At 54.7% G+C, this 13,431-nt stretch carries 11 protein-coding genes; 7 read left to right on the plus strand and 4 right to left on the minus strand.

What is annotated here, in order from left to right; all coding sequences use genetic code 11:
• Positions 1 to 74 precede the first annotated feature (74 nt).
• A complete protein-coding gene (gene hemL / locus J1779_RS02855) occupies positions 75 to 1,355 on the minus strand; it encodes a glutamate-1-semialdehyde 2,1-aminomutase (protein WP_136377216.1) in 1,281 nt (426 codons plus the stop codon).
• A 187-nt stretch (positions 1,356 to 1,542) separates the two neighbouring features.
• On the opposite strand from hemL, the gene clcA reads away from it, so the two are divergent.
• Together clcA and erpA are read left to right on the plus strand one after the other, a co-directional pair.
• A complete protein-coding gene (clcA, locus tag J1779_RS02860; RefSeq protein WP_056774792.1) occupies positions 1,543 to 3,006 on the plus strand; it encodes a H(+)/Cl(-) exchange transporter ClcA in 1,464 nt (487 codons plus the stop codon).
• A 103-nt stretch (positions 3,007 to 3,109) separates the two neighbouring features.
• Positions 3,110 to 3,454, plus strand: coding sequence for an iron-sulfur cluster insertion protein ErpA (gene erpA, locus J1779_RS02865; RefSeq protein WP_056774928.1), 345 nt, complete (start codon positions 3,110 to 3,112; stop codon positions 3,452 to 3,454).
• Between the two features lie 120 nt (positions 3,455 to 3,574).
• Here erpA and J1779_RS02870 read toward each other — a convergent pair whose 3' ends face one another.
• From J1779_RS02870 to mtnN, 3 genes are all read right to left on the minus strand, one after another.
• Positions 3,575 to 3,820, minus strand: coding sequence for a hypothetical protein (locus J1779_RS02870; protein WP_217202835.1), 246 nt, complete (start codon positions 3,818 to 3,820; stop codon positions 3,575 to 3,577).
• A 334-nt stretch (positions 3,821 to 4,154) separates the two neighbouring features.
• Positions 4,155 to 4,967 (minus strand): vitamin B12 ABC transporter substrate-binding protein BtuF, encoded by an 813-nt coding sequence (btuF, locus tag J1779_RS02875; protein WP_217202836.1) that lies wholly within the window; start codon positions 4,965 to 4,967, stop codon positions 4,155 to 4,157.
• Positions 4,967 to 5,671 (minus strand): 5'-methylthioadenosine/S-adenosylhomocysteine nucleosidase, encoded by a 705-nt coding sequence (mtnN, locus tag J1779_RS02880; protein ID WP_217202837.1) that lies wholly within the window; start codon positions 5,669 to 5,671, stop codon positions 4,967 to 4,969. The genes btuF and mtnN overlap by 1 nt, the downstream gene beginning before the upstream one ends.
• A gap of 170 nt (positions 5,672 to 5,841) precedes the next feature.
• Here mtnN and dgt point away from each other — a divergent pair, with 170 nt between their 5' ends.
• The 5 genes from dgt (at position 5,842) to J1779_RS02905 (ending at position 13,414) form a co-directional block, all read left to right on the plus strand.
• Positions 5,842 to 7,356 (plus strand): dGTPase, encoded by a 1,515-nt coding sequence (gene dgt / locus J1779_RS02885; protein WP_056774931.1) that lies wholly within the window; start codon positions 5,842 to 5,844, stop codon positions 7,354 to 7,356.
• A 206-nt stretch (positions 7,357 to 7,562) separates the two neighbouring features.
• The gene (gene degP / locus J1779_RS02890) at positions 7,563 to 9,005 is read left to right on the plus strand and encodes a serine endoprotease DegP (protein ID WP_056774806.1); all 1,443 of its coding nucleotides are present in this window, start codon (positions 7,563 to 7,565) and stop codon (positions 9,003 to 9,005) included.
• Between the two features lie 228 nt (positions 9,006 to 9,233).
• On the plus strand, positions 9,234 to 10,394 hold the full coding sequence (locus J1779_RS02895) for a CdaR family transcriptional regulator (RefSeq protein WP_056774812.1): 1,161 nt from the start codon (positions 9,234 to 9,236) through the stop codon (positions 10,392 to 10,394).
• Between the two features lie 308 nt (positions 10,395 to 10,702).
• Positions 10,703 to 12,046, plus strand: a complete 1,344-nt coding sequence (locus tag J1779_RS02900) for an MFS transporter (protein ID WP_056774815.1) — start codon at positions 10,703 to 10,705, stop codon at positions 12,044 to 12,046.
• Positions 12,047 to 12,070: 24 nt separating this feature from the next.
• On the plus strand, positions 12,071 to 13,414 hold the full coding sequence (locus tag J1779_RS02905; RefSeq protein WP_217202838.1) for a glucarate dehydratase family protein: 1,344 nt from the start codon (positions 12,071 to 12,073) through the stop codon (positions 13,412 to 13,414).
• Positions 13,415 to 13,431: the final 17 nt, after the last annotated feature.

Genomic DNA, 13,431 nt, shown 5'->3' on the forward strand with positions numbered 1-13,431 from the left:
GACGGATGCAACAAAAAGGGGCCAGAAGGCCCCTGTGTATTTCAGTGTCTCCCCTGCACAGGGGCGAGCGGATCTTACAGCTTCGCGAAACAGCGACGTGCCGCGCTGACGGTGCGCTGGATATCTTCTTCGCTGTGCGCCAGCGACATAAAGCCTGCTTCGAAGGCGGAAGGTGCGAGATAAACGCCTTCTTCCAGCATCAGGTGGAAGAACTTTTTGAAGCGCTCAACGTCGCACTTCATCACGTCCTGATAGCAGGTCACGGTGTCTGCATCGGTAAAGAACAGGCCGAACATGCCGCCGACGTGGTTCACCACAAACGGAATGTTTTCCGCTTTCGCCGCATGCAGTAACCCTTCTGCCAGCTGGGTGGTGCGCTCATTCAGGGTCTGATGCACGCCCGGTTGTGCGACCTGAGTCAGGCAGGCAATACCGGCCGCCATGGCAATCGGGTTACCGGAAAGCGTCCCCGCCTGATACACCGGGCCGGTCGGTGCCAGTGCGTCCATCACGTCGCGGCGGCCACCGAATGCGCCTACCGGCATCCCGCCGCCGATGATTTTGCCCAGACAGGTCAGGTCCGGCACCACATTGTAATATTCCTGAGCACCGCCGAGCGCGACGCGGAAACCGGTCATCACTTCGTCGATGATCAGCAGCGCACCGAATTCATCACAGAGTGCACGCAGACCCGGCAGGAACGCCGGCAGTGGCGGGATACAGTTCATGTTGCCCGCTACCGGCTCAACAATGATACAGGCGATATCGTCCGGGAACTGTTCGAAAGCGGCGCGTACGGAATCCAAATCGTTATAGGTGCACGTCAGGGTGTGTTTGGCGAAATCCGCCGGTACGCCCGGAGAATTTGGCTGGCCGAGGGTCAGCGCGCCGGAACCGGCTTTCACCAGCAGGCAGTCGGCGTGGCCGTGATAGCAGCCTTCGAATTTGATGATTTTATCGCGATGGGTAAAGCCGCGGGCAAGACGAATGGCGCTCATGGTGGCTTCAGTACCGGAGTTCACCATGCGCACCATGTCCATACTTGGCACCAGTCCGGTAACCAGTTCGGCCATTTTCACTTCCATCTCGGTTGGCGCACCAAAGCTCAGGCCGCGCTGTGCCGCTTCAATCACCGCATTGCGAATGTCAGCGTTATTGTGGCCGAGCACCATCGGACCCCATGAACCGACGTAGTCGATGTAAGCTTTACCATCGGCATCAAACAAAAAGGCACCGTCAGCGCGCTCGATGAATAGCGGGACGCCGCCGACGCCGGAGAAGGCACGTACCGGCGAATTCACACCGCCCGGGATTAGCGCTTGCGCCTGCGTGAACAGACTTTCTGACTTACTCATTACTCGGCTCCTGGTTTTCTTGATGCTGTATGACATAAGGGATAGCAATGCGCCCATTCTAGTGAACTGCGCGAGGTTATCAAACCGTAAACCGTCGCGGATTTTGTCCTGAGTCCTGTCAGGCGGCCATGTTGTATGATTTAATCCATAAATATTCCATTACCTTTTCTGTATTCCTCCTGATCCGATGAATGAATCAAATACTGATATGCCTGAGCCAGCCTCTGCGCATGGCCCGCGTAAACGCAGTGAAGTGCTGCGTATGTTCCTGCGCCGTGATAAAACGCCGGTCGCAATTCTGATTGTTGCTGCTGTGGTGGGAACCGTCGCCGGTCTGCTTGGCGTGGCTTTCGAAAAAGCGGTGAACGGGGTGATGGCCATGCGGCTTTCGGGCCTCAGTATTTTCAGCGATTACTGGATTTTAATGTGGCCGCTGACCTTTGTGGTGTCAGGCCTGCTGGCGATGTCCGGCTATTATCTGGTCCGGCGTTTCGCGCCTGAAGCGGGCGGCTCCGGCATTCCTGAAATCGAAGGTGCGCTGGAAGAGTTACGTCCGGTGCGCTGGTGGCGGGTGATCCCGGTGAAATTCTTTGGTGGTATAGGCACGCTGAGCGCCGGCATGGTGCTGGGCAGGGAAGGGCCGACCGTGCAGATGGGCGCAAACGTCGGCAAAATGATGGCGGATATTTTCAGGCTGCGCAGCGCCGAAGCCCGCCACTCGCTGCTGGCTACCGGGGCGGCGGCAGGGCTTTCAGCCGCCTTTAACGCGCCGCTGGCCGGTATCCTGTTCATTCTCGAAGAGATGCGCCTGCAATTTCGCTACAGCCTGATTTCTATAAAAGCGGTGTTTATCGGCGTGATTATGTCGAGCATCGTTTTCCGGATTTTCAACGGTGATACGGCCGTGATAGAGGTCGGTAAACTGGCGAATACTTCGCTGAATACCCTGTGGCTGTTTCTGGTGCTGGGGATGGTTTTTGGCGTGGTCGGCGTCAGCTTTAACGCGCTGATCTTCCGCACACAGGATATGTTTGCCCGCATCCACGGCGGTAATCTGCGCAAGATCCTGATTATCGGCGGCGTGCTCGGCGGCGTCTGCGGCCTGATCGGGCTTGTTCAGCCAGAAGCGGCGGGCGGTGGTTTTGCGCTGATCCCGCTGGCGGCGGCAGGGCAATACGGTCTGATGATGCTGCTGTTTATCTTTTTTGTCCGCGTGGTGACCACGGTGCTTTGCTTTGCTTCAGGTGCACCGGGCGGCATATTTGCCCCGATGTTAGCGCTCGGCACCTTGCTGGGTACGGCATTTGGTACCGCCGCGCTGGTCTGGTTCCCTGAGTACGATATTCAACCGGCGACCTTCGCCATCGCCGGAATGGGCGCACTGTTTGCTGCCAGCGTGCGTGCGCCGCTGACCGGCATCGTGCTGGTGCTGGAAATGACCGACAACTATCAGCTGATTTTACCCATGATCATCACCTGTCTGGGCGCGACCCTGCTGGCACAGTTTTTGGGCGGTAAGCCCTTGTATTCAACGATACTGACCCGCACCTTACAGAGGCAGGAACGCGAAAATGCAGAAAAAGCGCAGGCAGAATCTGTGGGTGAGAGCACCAATAAGCAGGACAGCGCCGCGAAAAATGCCCATACTTGAAGCATCAACTCAGGTATAAGATAATGAGTTCATTATTCAGACAGTCAATCTGGCGGCCTGAACAAATGCGGATTGGGAGTGAGAAATGATGAGTGAAGCGTTAATGAATGAAACAACCGCGTTGCCGTTACAGTTTACTGAGGCTGCGGCGCGTAAGGTGCAGAACCTAATTTCTGATGAAGAAAATCCGAATCTGAAGTTGCGTGTTTACATCACCGGCGGCGGTTGCAGCGGATTCCAGTACGGTTTTACGTTTGACGATAAAATCAACGACGGTGATATGACCATCGAGAAAGCCGGTGTGGCGCTGGTGGTTGACCCGATGAGCCTGCAATATCTGGTGGGCGGTTCGGTGGATTACACCGAAGGTCTGGAAGGTTCACGTTTTATCGTGACCAACCCGAATGCCAAGACAACCTGCGGTTGCGGTTCGTCATTCAGCATCTGATGCGCGGCTGAGAGTTTCAGCAGCGTCAAAAAAGCCCGTCTGTGTATGCAGACGGGCTTTTTTAATGGGCTTATTTCCACTCCGAAAAGGCACTAAGGTAAGTAAGTGCTTACAAGAGGATTACCACTCGACGGTCACCAGCGTGGAATCCACCTTGATGCCGGGCGCTGCTGCCAGTACCGTTTCGCTGATATGTGGCGGGCTCATGCTGCGGTTGGCGCAGATCACGGAAGTGCCCGAAGGCGCTGCGTTCACCTGGCATAAAGGTAAAATAGTCAGACTGATGTGGATTTCGCCACTTGTCATGCCCGCGACAGCCGCCAGCGGGCCCAGGGCGAGTAACGCACTGAGTAATAAAGCTTTCATTTCTGTTTCCTGCTGGTGTCGTTCAATTTTTAGAGCAATAAAATCAGTGTGGCTGATTAAGGTTATCGGTCTTATTTTTGCGGTCTTTAATCCAAAACGTTTCCGTCCGGGAGCGTCGCCGCTGAGTCGTCGTATCAGATACCGTTATTGTATTATTTCGTTTGTATAACAAAGAGATAATCTAAAGCGAAGGCAGTCATCGTACGAAGGATTTGACGACGCACATACTAACAGATAAAAGTGGCGGTTCATTGATTTTGGTTAATAAAGCAACGATTCGGAAAAGTGCCATAGCGGCGAGGGGCAAGAAAGTCACTGTACTGTTAGTGAGTATTCACCTCTGAGGCAGGGCCGCAATCCGGGGACAAAGCTGTTGTGCTGCCAGTAAAATTCGCGGGCCTGCACGGCTGAACCAGTCTGAATCCAGCGTAATGACCTGTGCGCTGAGCAGGGAACGCCAGTAATCTTCAATAACCTGCTTTTGTGATGGACCGCCCGCTACCACAATCACCTGCGGATGGCGGTTCAACACCTGCTCCCGGCTGACCTGAGGCCAGGGGACACGGCTGTCTGCGAAAATGTTTTTGGCACCACAGAGTTCCAGCACTTCACTTTGCATCGTCGCCGATGAGGCGGTAAACAGCGGCTGTGTGCCGAACTGAATAAAAGCCGGCACCGGTTTTACGCGGTGGTATTTCAGCTTAAGCGCCTGCCATTGCTGACGGAAATGCGTGGCAGCGCGCTGCGCGGTGGCGGGATCGGCACTGTAGGGCGCCAGTTGTTCCAGCGCCTGGGCAATCTGCGCTGCATTTTGCGGATCGAGATACACCACGTTGATACCCAGCGAAGCCAGCTGCTCCAGCGGTCGTTGCGGATTGCCGCCGCGCCAGGCGAGCACCAGATCAGGTTTGAGCGTCACGATGCGTTCAACGTTGATGCCCTGCCAGTTCGCCACCTGCTCAATCTTTGCAGCCTGCGGCGGGTAGTCGGAGTAAGCACTCACGCCAACAAGCTTATCGCCCAAACCGGCGGCAAACGCCAGTTCTGTCAAATTAGGTGCCAGAGTGATCACCCGTTGCGCCGGGGCCGCCGCGGCCACCCACGGCAGCATCAGAAAACCCAGAACCAGACAGAACCGGCGCATCATCACTCTTGTGAATCAGCCAGCGTTTTGAGCATAGCATCCACCATCAGGGTGGATTGCTGCGCCGCGGTGACCAGAAACTCTTCGAAGCTCAGGTGCGATTCGCCGTCGGCGACATCAGAAATAGCACGCACCACCACAAATGGCGTATCGAACAGATGACACACGTGGCCGATGGCTGCGGCTTCCATTTCGACGGCTGCCACATTCGGGAAGGTGGCGCGAATGCGGGCCAGCGGGGCGGCGCCGTTGATGAATGCGTCGCCGCTGCACACCAGACCGCGCACGGCGTTCAGATCCAGCTGACGGATACAGGTTTCAGCCAGTTCGATCAGCGCCGGATCGGCCTTGAACGCCGCCGGGCAGCCTGCCATCTGGCCGGGTTCGTAACCGAAAGCGGTCACGTCGGCGTCGTGATAACGCACTTCGTCAGACACCACGATATCGCCCACTTTCAGGGTGTTCGCCAGGCCACCGGCGGAACCGGTATTGATGACGACGTCTGGCTGGCAATGCTCCAGCAGCAACGTGGTACCCATCGCCGCCGACACTTTCCCGATGCCGGATTTCAGCAGGGCAACGTCCACGCCGTGTAACTGGCCGGTATAGATTTCGCAGCCCGCGCGTTCGATAGTCTTGCGGTTAATGATTTTGTCGCGCAGCAGAGTCACTTCCTGCTCCATAGCGCCGATGATGCCTACTTTCATATGAATACTCGCAGATGTGGGTGAAATGGGCCGCAGCAGAGGCGGAATTGACGCTTTAATACCGAAAACAATGCGCGATAGTCTATCATGGCTAAAGGTAAGAGATAATGCGTTTGGGATGCGGGTTCCGCGTCTGCCGGGCGCGTGAGTGGCTGAAAGGGTGGAAAAGTATGTCCGGGATCGATTTTAAAGCGAAATTCAATTTTCAGCGTCCTTTCAGCTCGCCCATTGAGGCGCGGGATGAGTACGATGTCGTGCGTCAGTTTGAAAGCGATCGTGGCCGTATTATCAACTCCGCCGCGATCCGCCGTTTACAGCAAAAAACCCAGGTTTTTCCGCTGGAGAAAAACGCTGCCGTCCGCAGCCGCCTGACCCATTCTCTCGAAGTTCAGCAGGTAGGCCGTCACATCGCCAAAGATGTGCTGCACCGTCTGCGCAAGCAAGGAAAGCTGGACACCTACGGGCTGACGGAGGTTACCGATCCTTTTGAAAGTGTCGTCGAAATGGCCTGTCTGATGCATGACATTGGCAATCCGCCTTTCGGGCATTTTGGTGAATCGGCGATCAATAACTGGTTTGGCAAACGCATGGATACCGCCAGCTGCGGCAAAGAATTTCAGCTGACGGATGCCTGCACTATCGGCTGTCTGCGTCTGGAAAAGAGCGCCGAACCGCTCAATGAACTGCGCAGTAAAATCCGCTACGATCTTTCCAATTTTGAAGGCAACGCCCAGGCGATCCGTCTGGTGTATACCCTGCTTAAACTCAACCTGACCTACAGCCAGACCGCCTGCATCCTGAAATACACCCGCCCGGCCTATTCCACTGAAAAATTGCCTTCGCATGATTATCTGATGAAAAAGCCCGGTTTTTATCTGGCGGAAGAGCCGTTTATCCAGCGTCTGCGCAGCGAGCTGGGGCTGGGCGAGTTCAATCGTTTCCCGCTGACGTACATCATGGAAGCGGCAGATGACATCTCCTATTGCATCGCCGACTTAGAAGATGCGGTTGAAAAGAACATTTTCAGCGTCGAACAGTTGTACGCCTATCTTTGTCGCGAATGGGGGGAGATCGAAAAGGGCGATTTCTTCGATAAAGTGGTGCGCACCGCCTATGAAAAAATGGATAAAGCCAAAACGTTCCGTAATCCGGTGGATTATTTCTTTATGGAACTTCGGGTACAAACGGTGAAACAACTGGTGCCACACGCGGCGCGAAGATTCATTGAAAACGTGCAGGAAATTTATGAAGGCACCTTTAACCATGCGCTGCTGGAAGATGACAGTCAGGCAAATCGCTTGCTGGAAATTTATAAACGCGTGGCCTTCAAACAGGTATTCAATCACCCGGAAGTGGAAGAGCTGGAATTACAGGGTTACCGGGTCATCAGCGGTTTGCTGGATATTTACAGCCCGCTTCTCGATATGTCTTTGAAAGACTTTACTCAGCTGGATCAGGAAGATACGCACCGTGCTTACCCGATTGAAACCCGGCTTTTGCATAAGATATCGGCCAAGCATCGTTTAGCCTATACCAATGCAGTGGTGGGGCTGGAAGGCAAACCGGAGAAAGTGTTTGCGGCGCTGGAGTTTTATTACCGGGCAAGAATGTTACAGGATTATATCAGCGGGATGACCGATCTCTATGCGTATGATGAATATCGCCGCCTGATGGCCGCAGAGTAATTATCATTCACATCAAAAAGGAAGACTTCTTTATTCTTCTTTACGAATCTGTCTGAAAAACCATCTTTTGTAAATATCCACAATACTTTTTTACTATTAACCGATCGACCCTGATGAACTTCGCGCTATTAATTACATCTCAGTATCACGACTACCAAGCAATGCAACTATTTTGGTTGCCACAATAATTTTAAGAGATCCTGAAAATGAAAAAATCGAGTTTATTCCTGAGCGCATTAGCGTTAAGTATCGGTATGGCAATGGCCCCGGTTTCTTCTGCACTGGCTGCTGAAACAGCCTCTTCCAGCACGTCGCAGCTTCCAAGCCTGGCGCCTATGCTGGAAAAAGTCATGCCCTCCGTGGTGAGCGTGAACGTTGAAGGCAGCGCCCCGTCCAAGACGCCGCGTATGGGCCAGCAGTTCCAGCAATTCTTTGGTCAGAACTCGCCGCTGTGCCAGGACGGCTCGCCGTTCCAGGGTTCACCTGTTTGTCAGGGTGGCGGTCAGGAAGGCCAGCAGCAAGCGCCTGAGCAGAAAGAAGATTTCCGCGCTCTGGGTTCCGGCGTCATCATTGATGCCGCTAAAGGCTATGTCGTGACCAACAACCACGTGGTTGATAACGCCACCAAAATCAGCGTTCAGCTGAACGATGGCCGTAAATTTGATGCCAAAGTGATCGGCAAAGATCCACGTTCTGACATCGCGGTTATTCAGCTGCAGGATGCTAAAAACCTGACCGCCATTAAAATGGCTGACTCCGGTCAGTTGCGCGTCGGTGATTACACCGTGGCCATCGGTAACCCGTATGGTCTGGGTGAAACCGTCACGTCCGGCATCGTTTCTGCGCTGGGCCGTTCTGGTCTGAACATCGAAAACTACGAGAACTTTATCCAGACGGATGCGGCGATCAACCGTGGTAACTCCGGCGGCGCGCTGGTTAACCTTAACGGCGAACTGATCGGTCTGAACACTGCGATCCTGGCGCCGGACGGCGGCAACATCGGTATCGGTTTTGCGATCCCAAGTAACATGGTGCAGAACTTGTCCAAACAGATGATCGAATACGGCCAGGTGAAACGTGGCGAACTCGGCATCATGGGGACTGAGCTGAACTCCGAGCTGGCGAAAGCGATGAAAGTTGACGCACAGCGCGGCGCGTTCATCAGCCAGGTCATGCCGAAGTCTGCGGCAGAAAAAGCGGGCATCAAAGCCGGTGACGTGATCCTGAGCATGAACGGTAAACCGATCAGCAGCTTTGCGTCGTTCCGTGCGGATATCGGCACGATGCCAATCGGCACCAAAGTGACCCTCGGCCTGCTGCGCGACGGTAAACCGGTGAACGTCGATGTGACCATTGAGCAAAGCACGCAGACCGCGAAAGTCGAATCCGGCAATATCTATACCGGTATTGAAGGCGCTGAGCTGAGTAACAATGCCGCTGCCGATAAGAAAGGCGTGAAAGTGGACGAAGTGAAAGCCGGTTCCACCGCGGCGCGTATCGGCCTGAAAAAAGGCGATGTGATCCTCGGTGTTAACCAGCAGAAAGTCGCTAATCTGGGCGAACTGCGTAAAATCCTCGACACCAAACCTTCGGTGCTGGCGCTGGATATCTTACGTGGTGACACCTCAATTTACCTGTTAGCCCAATAATCCTTCCTCCGTGAAATGATAAGGCACGCTCCGGCGTGCCTTTTTTATTCCTGCTTTGCCCCCGCTTCTCATCTTCGTTCCTGCGCGTCTCTGTGCAGGTGCATAAAACTGTGACTTTCCCCGCAACTTCAACGGGTTCTCCTGCTCTTTGGGCATTTGCATAATGTCTGGCTGACGGCGACTGAGTATGCTGGTCAAACTAACAAGAACAGCCAAGGCAGGAACCCCATGTCGGCGTATCATCTCGATGCAAAACTGGCGCAGCAAATTGTTGCCCGCACGATGCAAATTATTGATAGTAATGTGAATGTCATGGATGGCCGTGGAAAAATCATTGGCAGCGGCGACGATCAGCGTCTTGGCGAATTGCACGAAGGTGCTTTGCTGGCCATTTCACAGGAACGCATTGTCGATATTGATGAAGGCGTCGCACGGCATTTGCACGGAGTGCGTCCGGGCATCAACTTACCCCTGCGCATCGACGGCCAGATTGTCGGTGTGATCGGCCTGACCGGTAACCCGTTACAGCTGCGTCAGTACGGTGAACTGGTGTGCATGACTGCCGAAATGATGCTCGAACAGGCGCGTTTGCTGCACATGCTGGCGCAGGACAGCCGCTTGCGCGAAGAGCTGGTGCTTAATCTTATCCGGGTGGACGAACTTTCTCCGGCATTGAAAGAGTGGGCACAGCGTCTTGGTATTGATTTGAACCGTCCGCGCGTGGCGGCGGTGGTTGAAGTGGACAGCGGACAGCTGGGCGTGGATTCGGCGATGGCCGAACTGCAACAGCTGCAAACCTTGCTGACCACGCCGGAGCGCGACAACCTGATTGCGATCGTGTCCCTGACCGAAATGGTGGTGCTGAAACCGGCGCTCAACAGCTATGATCGCTGGGATCCGGACGGTCATCGCCAGCGCATCGATCACCTGTTGTCCCGCATGACCGAAACCGGGCGCCTGCGTGTGCGTATTTCTCTCGGCAACTTCTTCACCGGCCCCGGCAGCATCGCGCGTTCATACCGCACAGCGCGCACCACCATGACGGTCGGCAAACAGCGGATGCCGGAACAGCGTTGTTACTTCTATCAGGATCTGATCTTACCCGTGCTGCTCGACAGCCTGCGCGGCGGCTGGCAGGCCGACGAACTGGTGCGTCCGCTGGCGCGTTTAAAAGCCACCGACAGCAACGGTTTACTCCGGCGCACCCTGGCGTCGTGGTTCCATAATAACGTCCAGCCGACAGCCACGTCGAAAGCGTTATATATTCACCGTAATACACTGGAATATCGCCTCAACCGCATCTCGGAATTAACCGGATTAGATTTAGGAAATTTCGACGACCGTCTCCTGCTGTATGTGGCGCTGCAATTAGATAATGATCAGATTTGAATATTATTCCGTTCTGAAAGTATTCTCCCTGAGGGTATTTTCAGGATGGTGTATATTTTCGCTTTTTTTATCGGTGTGATGCTCATCACAGCCGTTTCATTTTTTGTGAAACAACTCGCATGGCTCTGGGCATTCGCCTCAAGATAAATGCAAATATGCGCTGATGCCTGGCATTTTGCCTAATGAGTTGGTCACGGGTTGTTCTTATACTGGCAACGTTCCTTCCTCTCTGAACCCTACAGTTCTGTCGTGCGGAGGAATGGCTTGCCCTTCGGGTCGAGGCATTGTCATTAATTCCGGAGAACACCATGGAAACAATCGTTTCATCAGCCAGTGCCGTAAAAAAAAGAACGAATGCGCGCTACTGGATAGTGGTGATGTTATTTATTGTCACCTCATTTAATTACGGCGACCGTGCGACATTATCTATTGCCGGTTCGGCAATGGCGAAAGATATTGGCCTGGATTCCGTCGGCATGGGCTATATTTTCTCTGCATTTTCCTGGGCCTATGTTATTGGGCAAATACCCGGCGGATGGTTGCTGGATAAATTTGGTTCCAAGAAAGTTTATTTCTACAGTATTTTTATTTGGTCTTTATTTACCTTACTGCAGGGCTTTGTCGATGTATTCAGCGGCTTTGGCATTGTGGTTTCCCTGTTCGCTTTACGTTTCCTGGTAGGGCTGGCAGAAGCGCCGTCTTTTCCAGGCAACAGCCGCATCGTTGCCGCCTGGTTTCCGGCGCAGGAACGCGGCACTGCCGTCTCGATTTTTAACTCCGCACAGTATTTTGCCACCGTCATTTTCGCGCCAATCATGGGCTGGCTGACCCACGAAGTGGGCTGGTCACACGTGTTCTTCTTTATGGGTGGGCTTGGGATCATCCTGAGTTTTATCTGGCTGAAAGTGATCCACGATCCGAAAGATCATCCGGGCGTCAACCAGGCCGAGCTCGATTACATGGAAGCCGGTGGCGCGCTGATCAACATGGATCAGAAAACCACTAAAAAAGCCGCCGTCAAAGGCGAAAAACTCTTCCAGATTAAGCAATTAATGAAGTCGCGCATGATGATTGGCATCTACATCGGCCAGTATTGCATCAACGCGCTGACCTACTTCTTCATCACCTGGTTCCCGGTATATCTGGTGCAGGCGCGCGGCATGTCGATCCTCAAAGCCGGCATGGTGGCGTCGGTTCCGGCGATCTGTGGTTTCCTCGGCGGAGTGCTCGGCGGGATCATTTCCGACTGGCTGATGCGCAGAACCAGCAACCTGACGCTGTCGCGCAAAGTGCCGATTGTGGTTGGCATGCTGCTGTCGATGTCGATGATTGCCTGTAACTACGTCGATACCGAGTGGATGGTGGTTGGCATTATGGCCTTCGCCTTCTTCGGCAAAGGTCTGGGTGCACTGGGCTGGGCGGTAATGGCTGACACCGCACCGAAAGAGATCAGCGGGCTGAGCGGCGGGCTGTTCAACATGTTCGGCAACGTTTCCGGCATCGTGACGCCAATCGCTATCGGTTACATCATCGGCACGACAGGATCCTTCAACGGCGCCTTGATTTACGTCGGGATCCACGCACTGCTGGCGGTGGTGAGCTATGTATTTATTGTCGGCAAAATCGAACGCATCCAGCTACGCCCGTTCTGATCCCCGGCACAGATAAGGAGACACATGATGAATACGCAATCCTCGCCGATCATCACTGACATGCAGGTGATCCCTGTGGCAGGGCACGACAGTATGTTGATGAATATCGGTGGCGCACATGGCGCTTACTTCACCCGCAATATCGTGATCCTCAAAGACAGCGCCGGGAACACCGGCGTGGGGGAAGCGCCGGGCGGCGAAGTGATTTACAACACGCTGATGGAGGCGGTTTCCCAGGTCAAAGGCCAGGAAGTGGCGCGGATGAACCGCCTGGTGCATCAGATTCACACCGGCAATCAGTCGTCGGATTTTGATTCTTTCGGAAAAGGTGCCTGGACGTTTGAGCTGCGGGTCAACGCCGTTGCCGCGCTGGAAGCGGCCCTGCTGGATCTGATGGGCAAGTTTCTCGGCGTGCCGGTGTGCGAACTCCTCGGGCCGGGCAAACAGCGTGATGAAGTGACGGTGCTCGGTTACCTGTTCTATATCGGCGACCGTCAGAAAACCGATTTGCCGTATCAGGAAGGAGAACGCGGCAGCCACGACTGGTATCACCTGCGCCATCAGGAAGCGATGAGCAGCGGGGCGGTGGTGCGGCTGGCCGAGGCGGCGCAGGATCGTTATGGCTTTAAGGATTTCAAACTCAAAGGCGGCGTGCTGCCGGGCGAGCAGGAGATCGACGCGGTTAAAGCGCTGGCAAAACGTTTTCCGGATGCACGTATCACCGTTGATCCCAACGGGGCGTGGCTGCTGGATGAAGCCATTGATTTATGCAAAGACCTGCACGGGATCCTCAGCTATGCGGAAGATCCGTGCGGCGCGGAGCAAGGCTTCTCGGGGCGCGAAGTGATGGCGGAGTTCCGCCGCGCCACCGGTTTGCCGGTCGCCACCAATATGATCGCCACCAACTGGCGTGAGATGCAGCACGCGGTGATGTTGCAGTCGGTGGATATTCCGCTGGCGGATCCGCATTTCTGGACCATGCACGGTGCGGTGCGCGTCGCCCAGCTGTGTGACGACTGGGGCCTGACCTGGGGCTGCCATTCCAACAATCATTTCGACATTTCTCTGGCGATGTTTACCCACGTCGGTGCTGCTGCACCGGGTAAACCTACGGCCATCGATACGCACTGGATCTGGCAGGAAGGCAATCAGCGCCTGACCAAAGAGCCGCTGCAGATCGTCAACGGAAAAATCAAAGTGCCGGAAAAACCGGGGCTGGGCGTGGAGATCGACATGGATCAGATCCATCGCGCCCACGCGTTGCACAAGACGCTGCCGACCGGGGCGCGCAACGATGCTGCCGCGATGCAGTATCTGATCCCCGGCTGGACATTCGATCGTAAGCGCCCGGCAATGGGGCGCGGTTAACGGAATCTGAATTCACT

It is taken from the genome of Rahnella rivi (genome assembly GCF_019049655.1).
Taxonomy (GTDB): domain Bacteria; phylum Pseudomonadota; class Gammaproteobacteria; order Enterobacterales; family Enterobacteriaceae; genus Rahnella; species Rahnella rivi.

Excerpts from the sequence above, each read along its gene's own strand:
- hemL (WP_136377216.1), bottom strand. The coding sequence starts at position 1,355 with ATGAGTAAGTCAGAAAGTCTGTTCACGCAGGCGCAAGCGCTAATCCCG.
- clcA (WP_056774792.1), top strand. The coding sequence starts at position 1,543 with ATGAATGAATCAAATACTGATATGCCTGAGCCAGCCTCTGCGCATGGC.
- erpA (WP_056774928.1), top strand. The coding sequence starts at position 3,110 with ATGAATGAAACAACCGCGTTGCCGTTACAGTTTACTGAGGCTGCGGCG.
- J1779_RS02870 (WP_217202835.1), bottom strand. The coding sequence starts at position 3,820 with ATGAAAGCTTTATTACTCAGTGCGTTACTCGCCCTGGGCCCGCTGGCG.
- btuF (WP_217202836.1), bottom strand. The coding sequence starts at position 4,967 with ATGATGCGCCGGTTCTGTCTGGTTCTGGGTTTTCTGATGCTGCCGTGG.
- mtnN (WP_217202837.1), bottom strand. The coding sequence starts at position 5,671 with ATGAAAGTAGGCATCATCGGCGCTATGGAGCAGGAAGTGACTCTGCTG.
- dgt (WP_056774931.1), top strand. The coding sequence starts at position 5,842 with ATGTCCGGGATCGATTTTAAAGCGAAATTCAATTTTCAGCGTCCTTTC.
- degP (WP_056774806.1), top strand. The coding sequence starts at position 7,563 with ATGAAAAAATCGAGTTTATTCCTGAGCGCATTAGCGTTAAGTATCGGT.
- J1779_RS02895 (WP_056774812.1), top strand. The coding sequence starts at position 9,234 with ATGTCGGCGTATCATCTCGATGCAAAACTGGCGCAGCAAATTGTTGCC.
- J1779_RS02900 (WP_056774815.1), top strand. The coding sequence starts at position 10,703 with ATGGAAACAATCGTTTCATCAGCCAGTGCCGTAAAAAAAAGAACGAAT.
- J1779_RS02905 (WP_217202838.1), top strand. The coding sequence starts at position 12,071 with ATGATGAATACGCAATCCTCGCCGATCATCACTGACATGCAGGTGATC.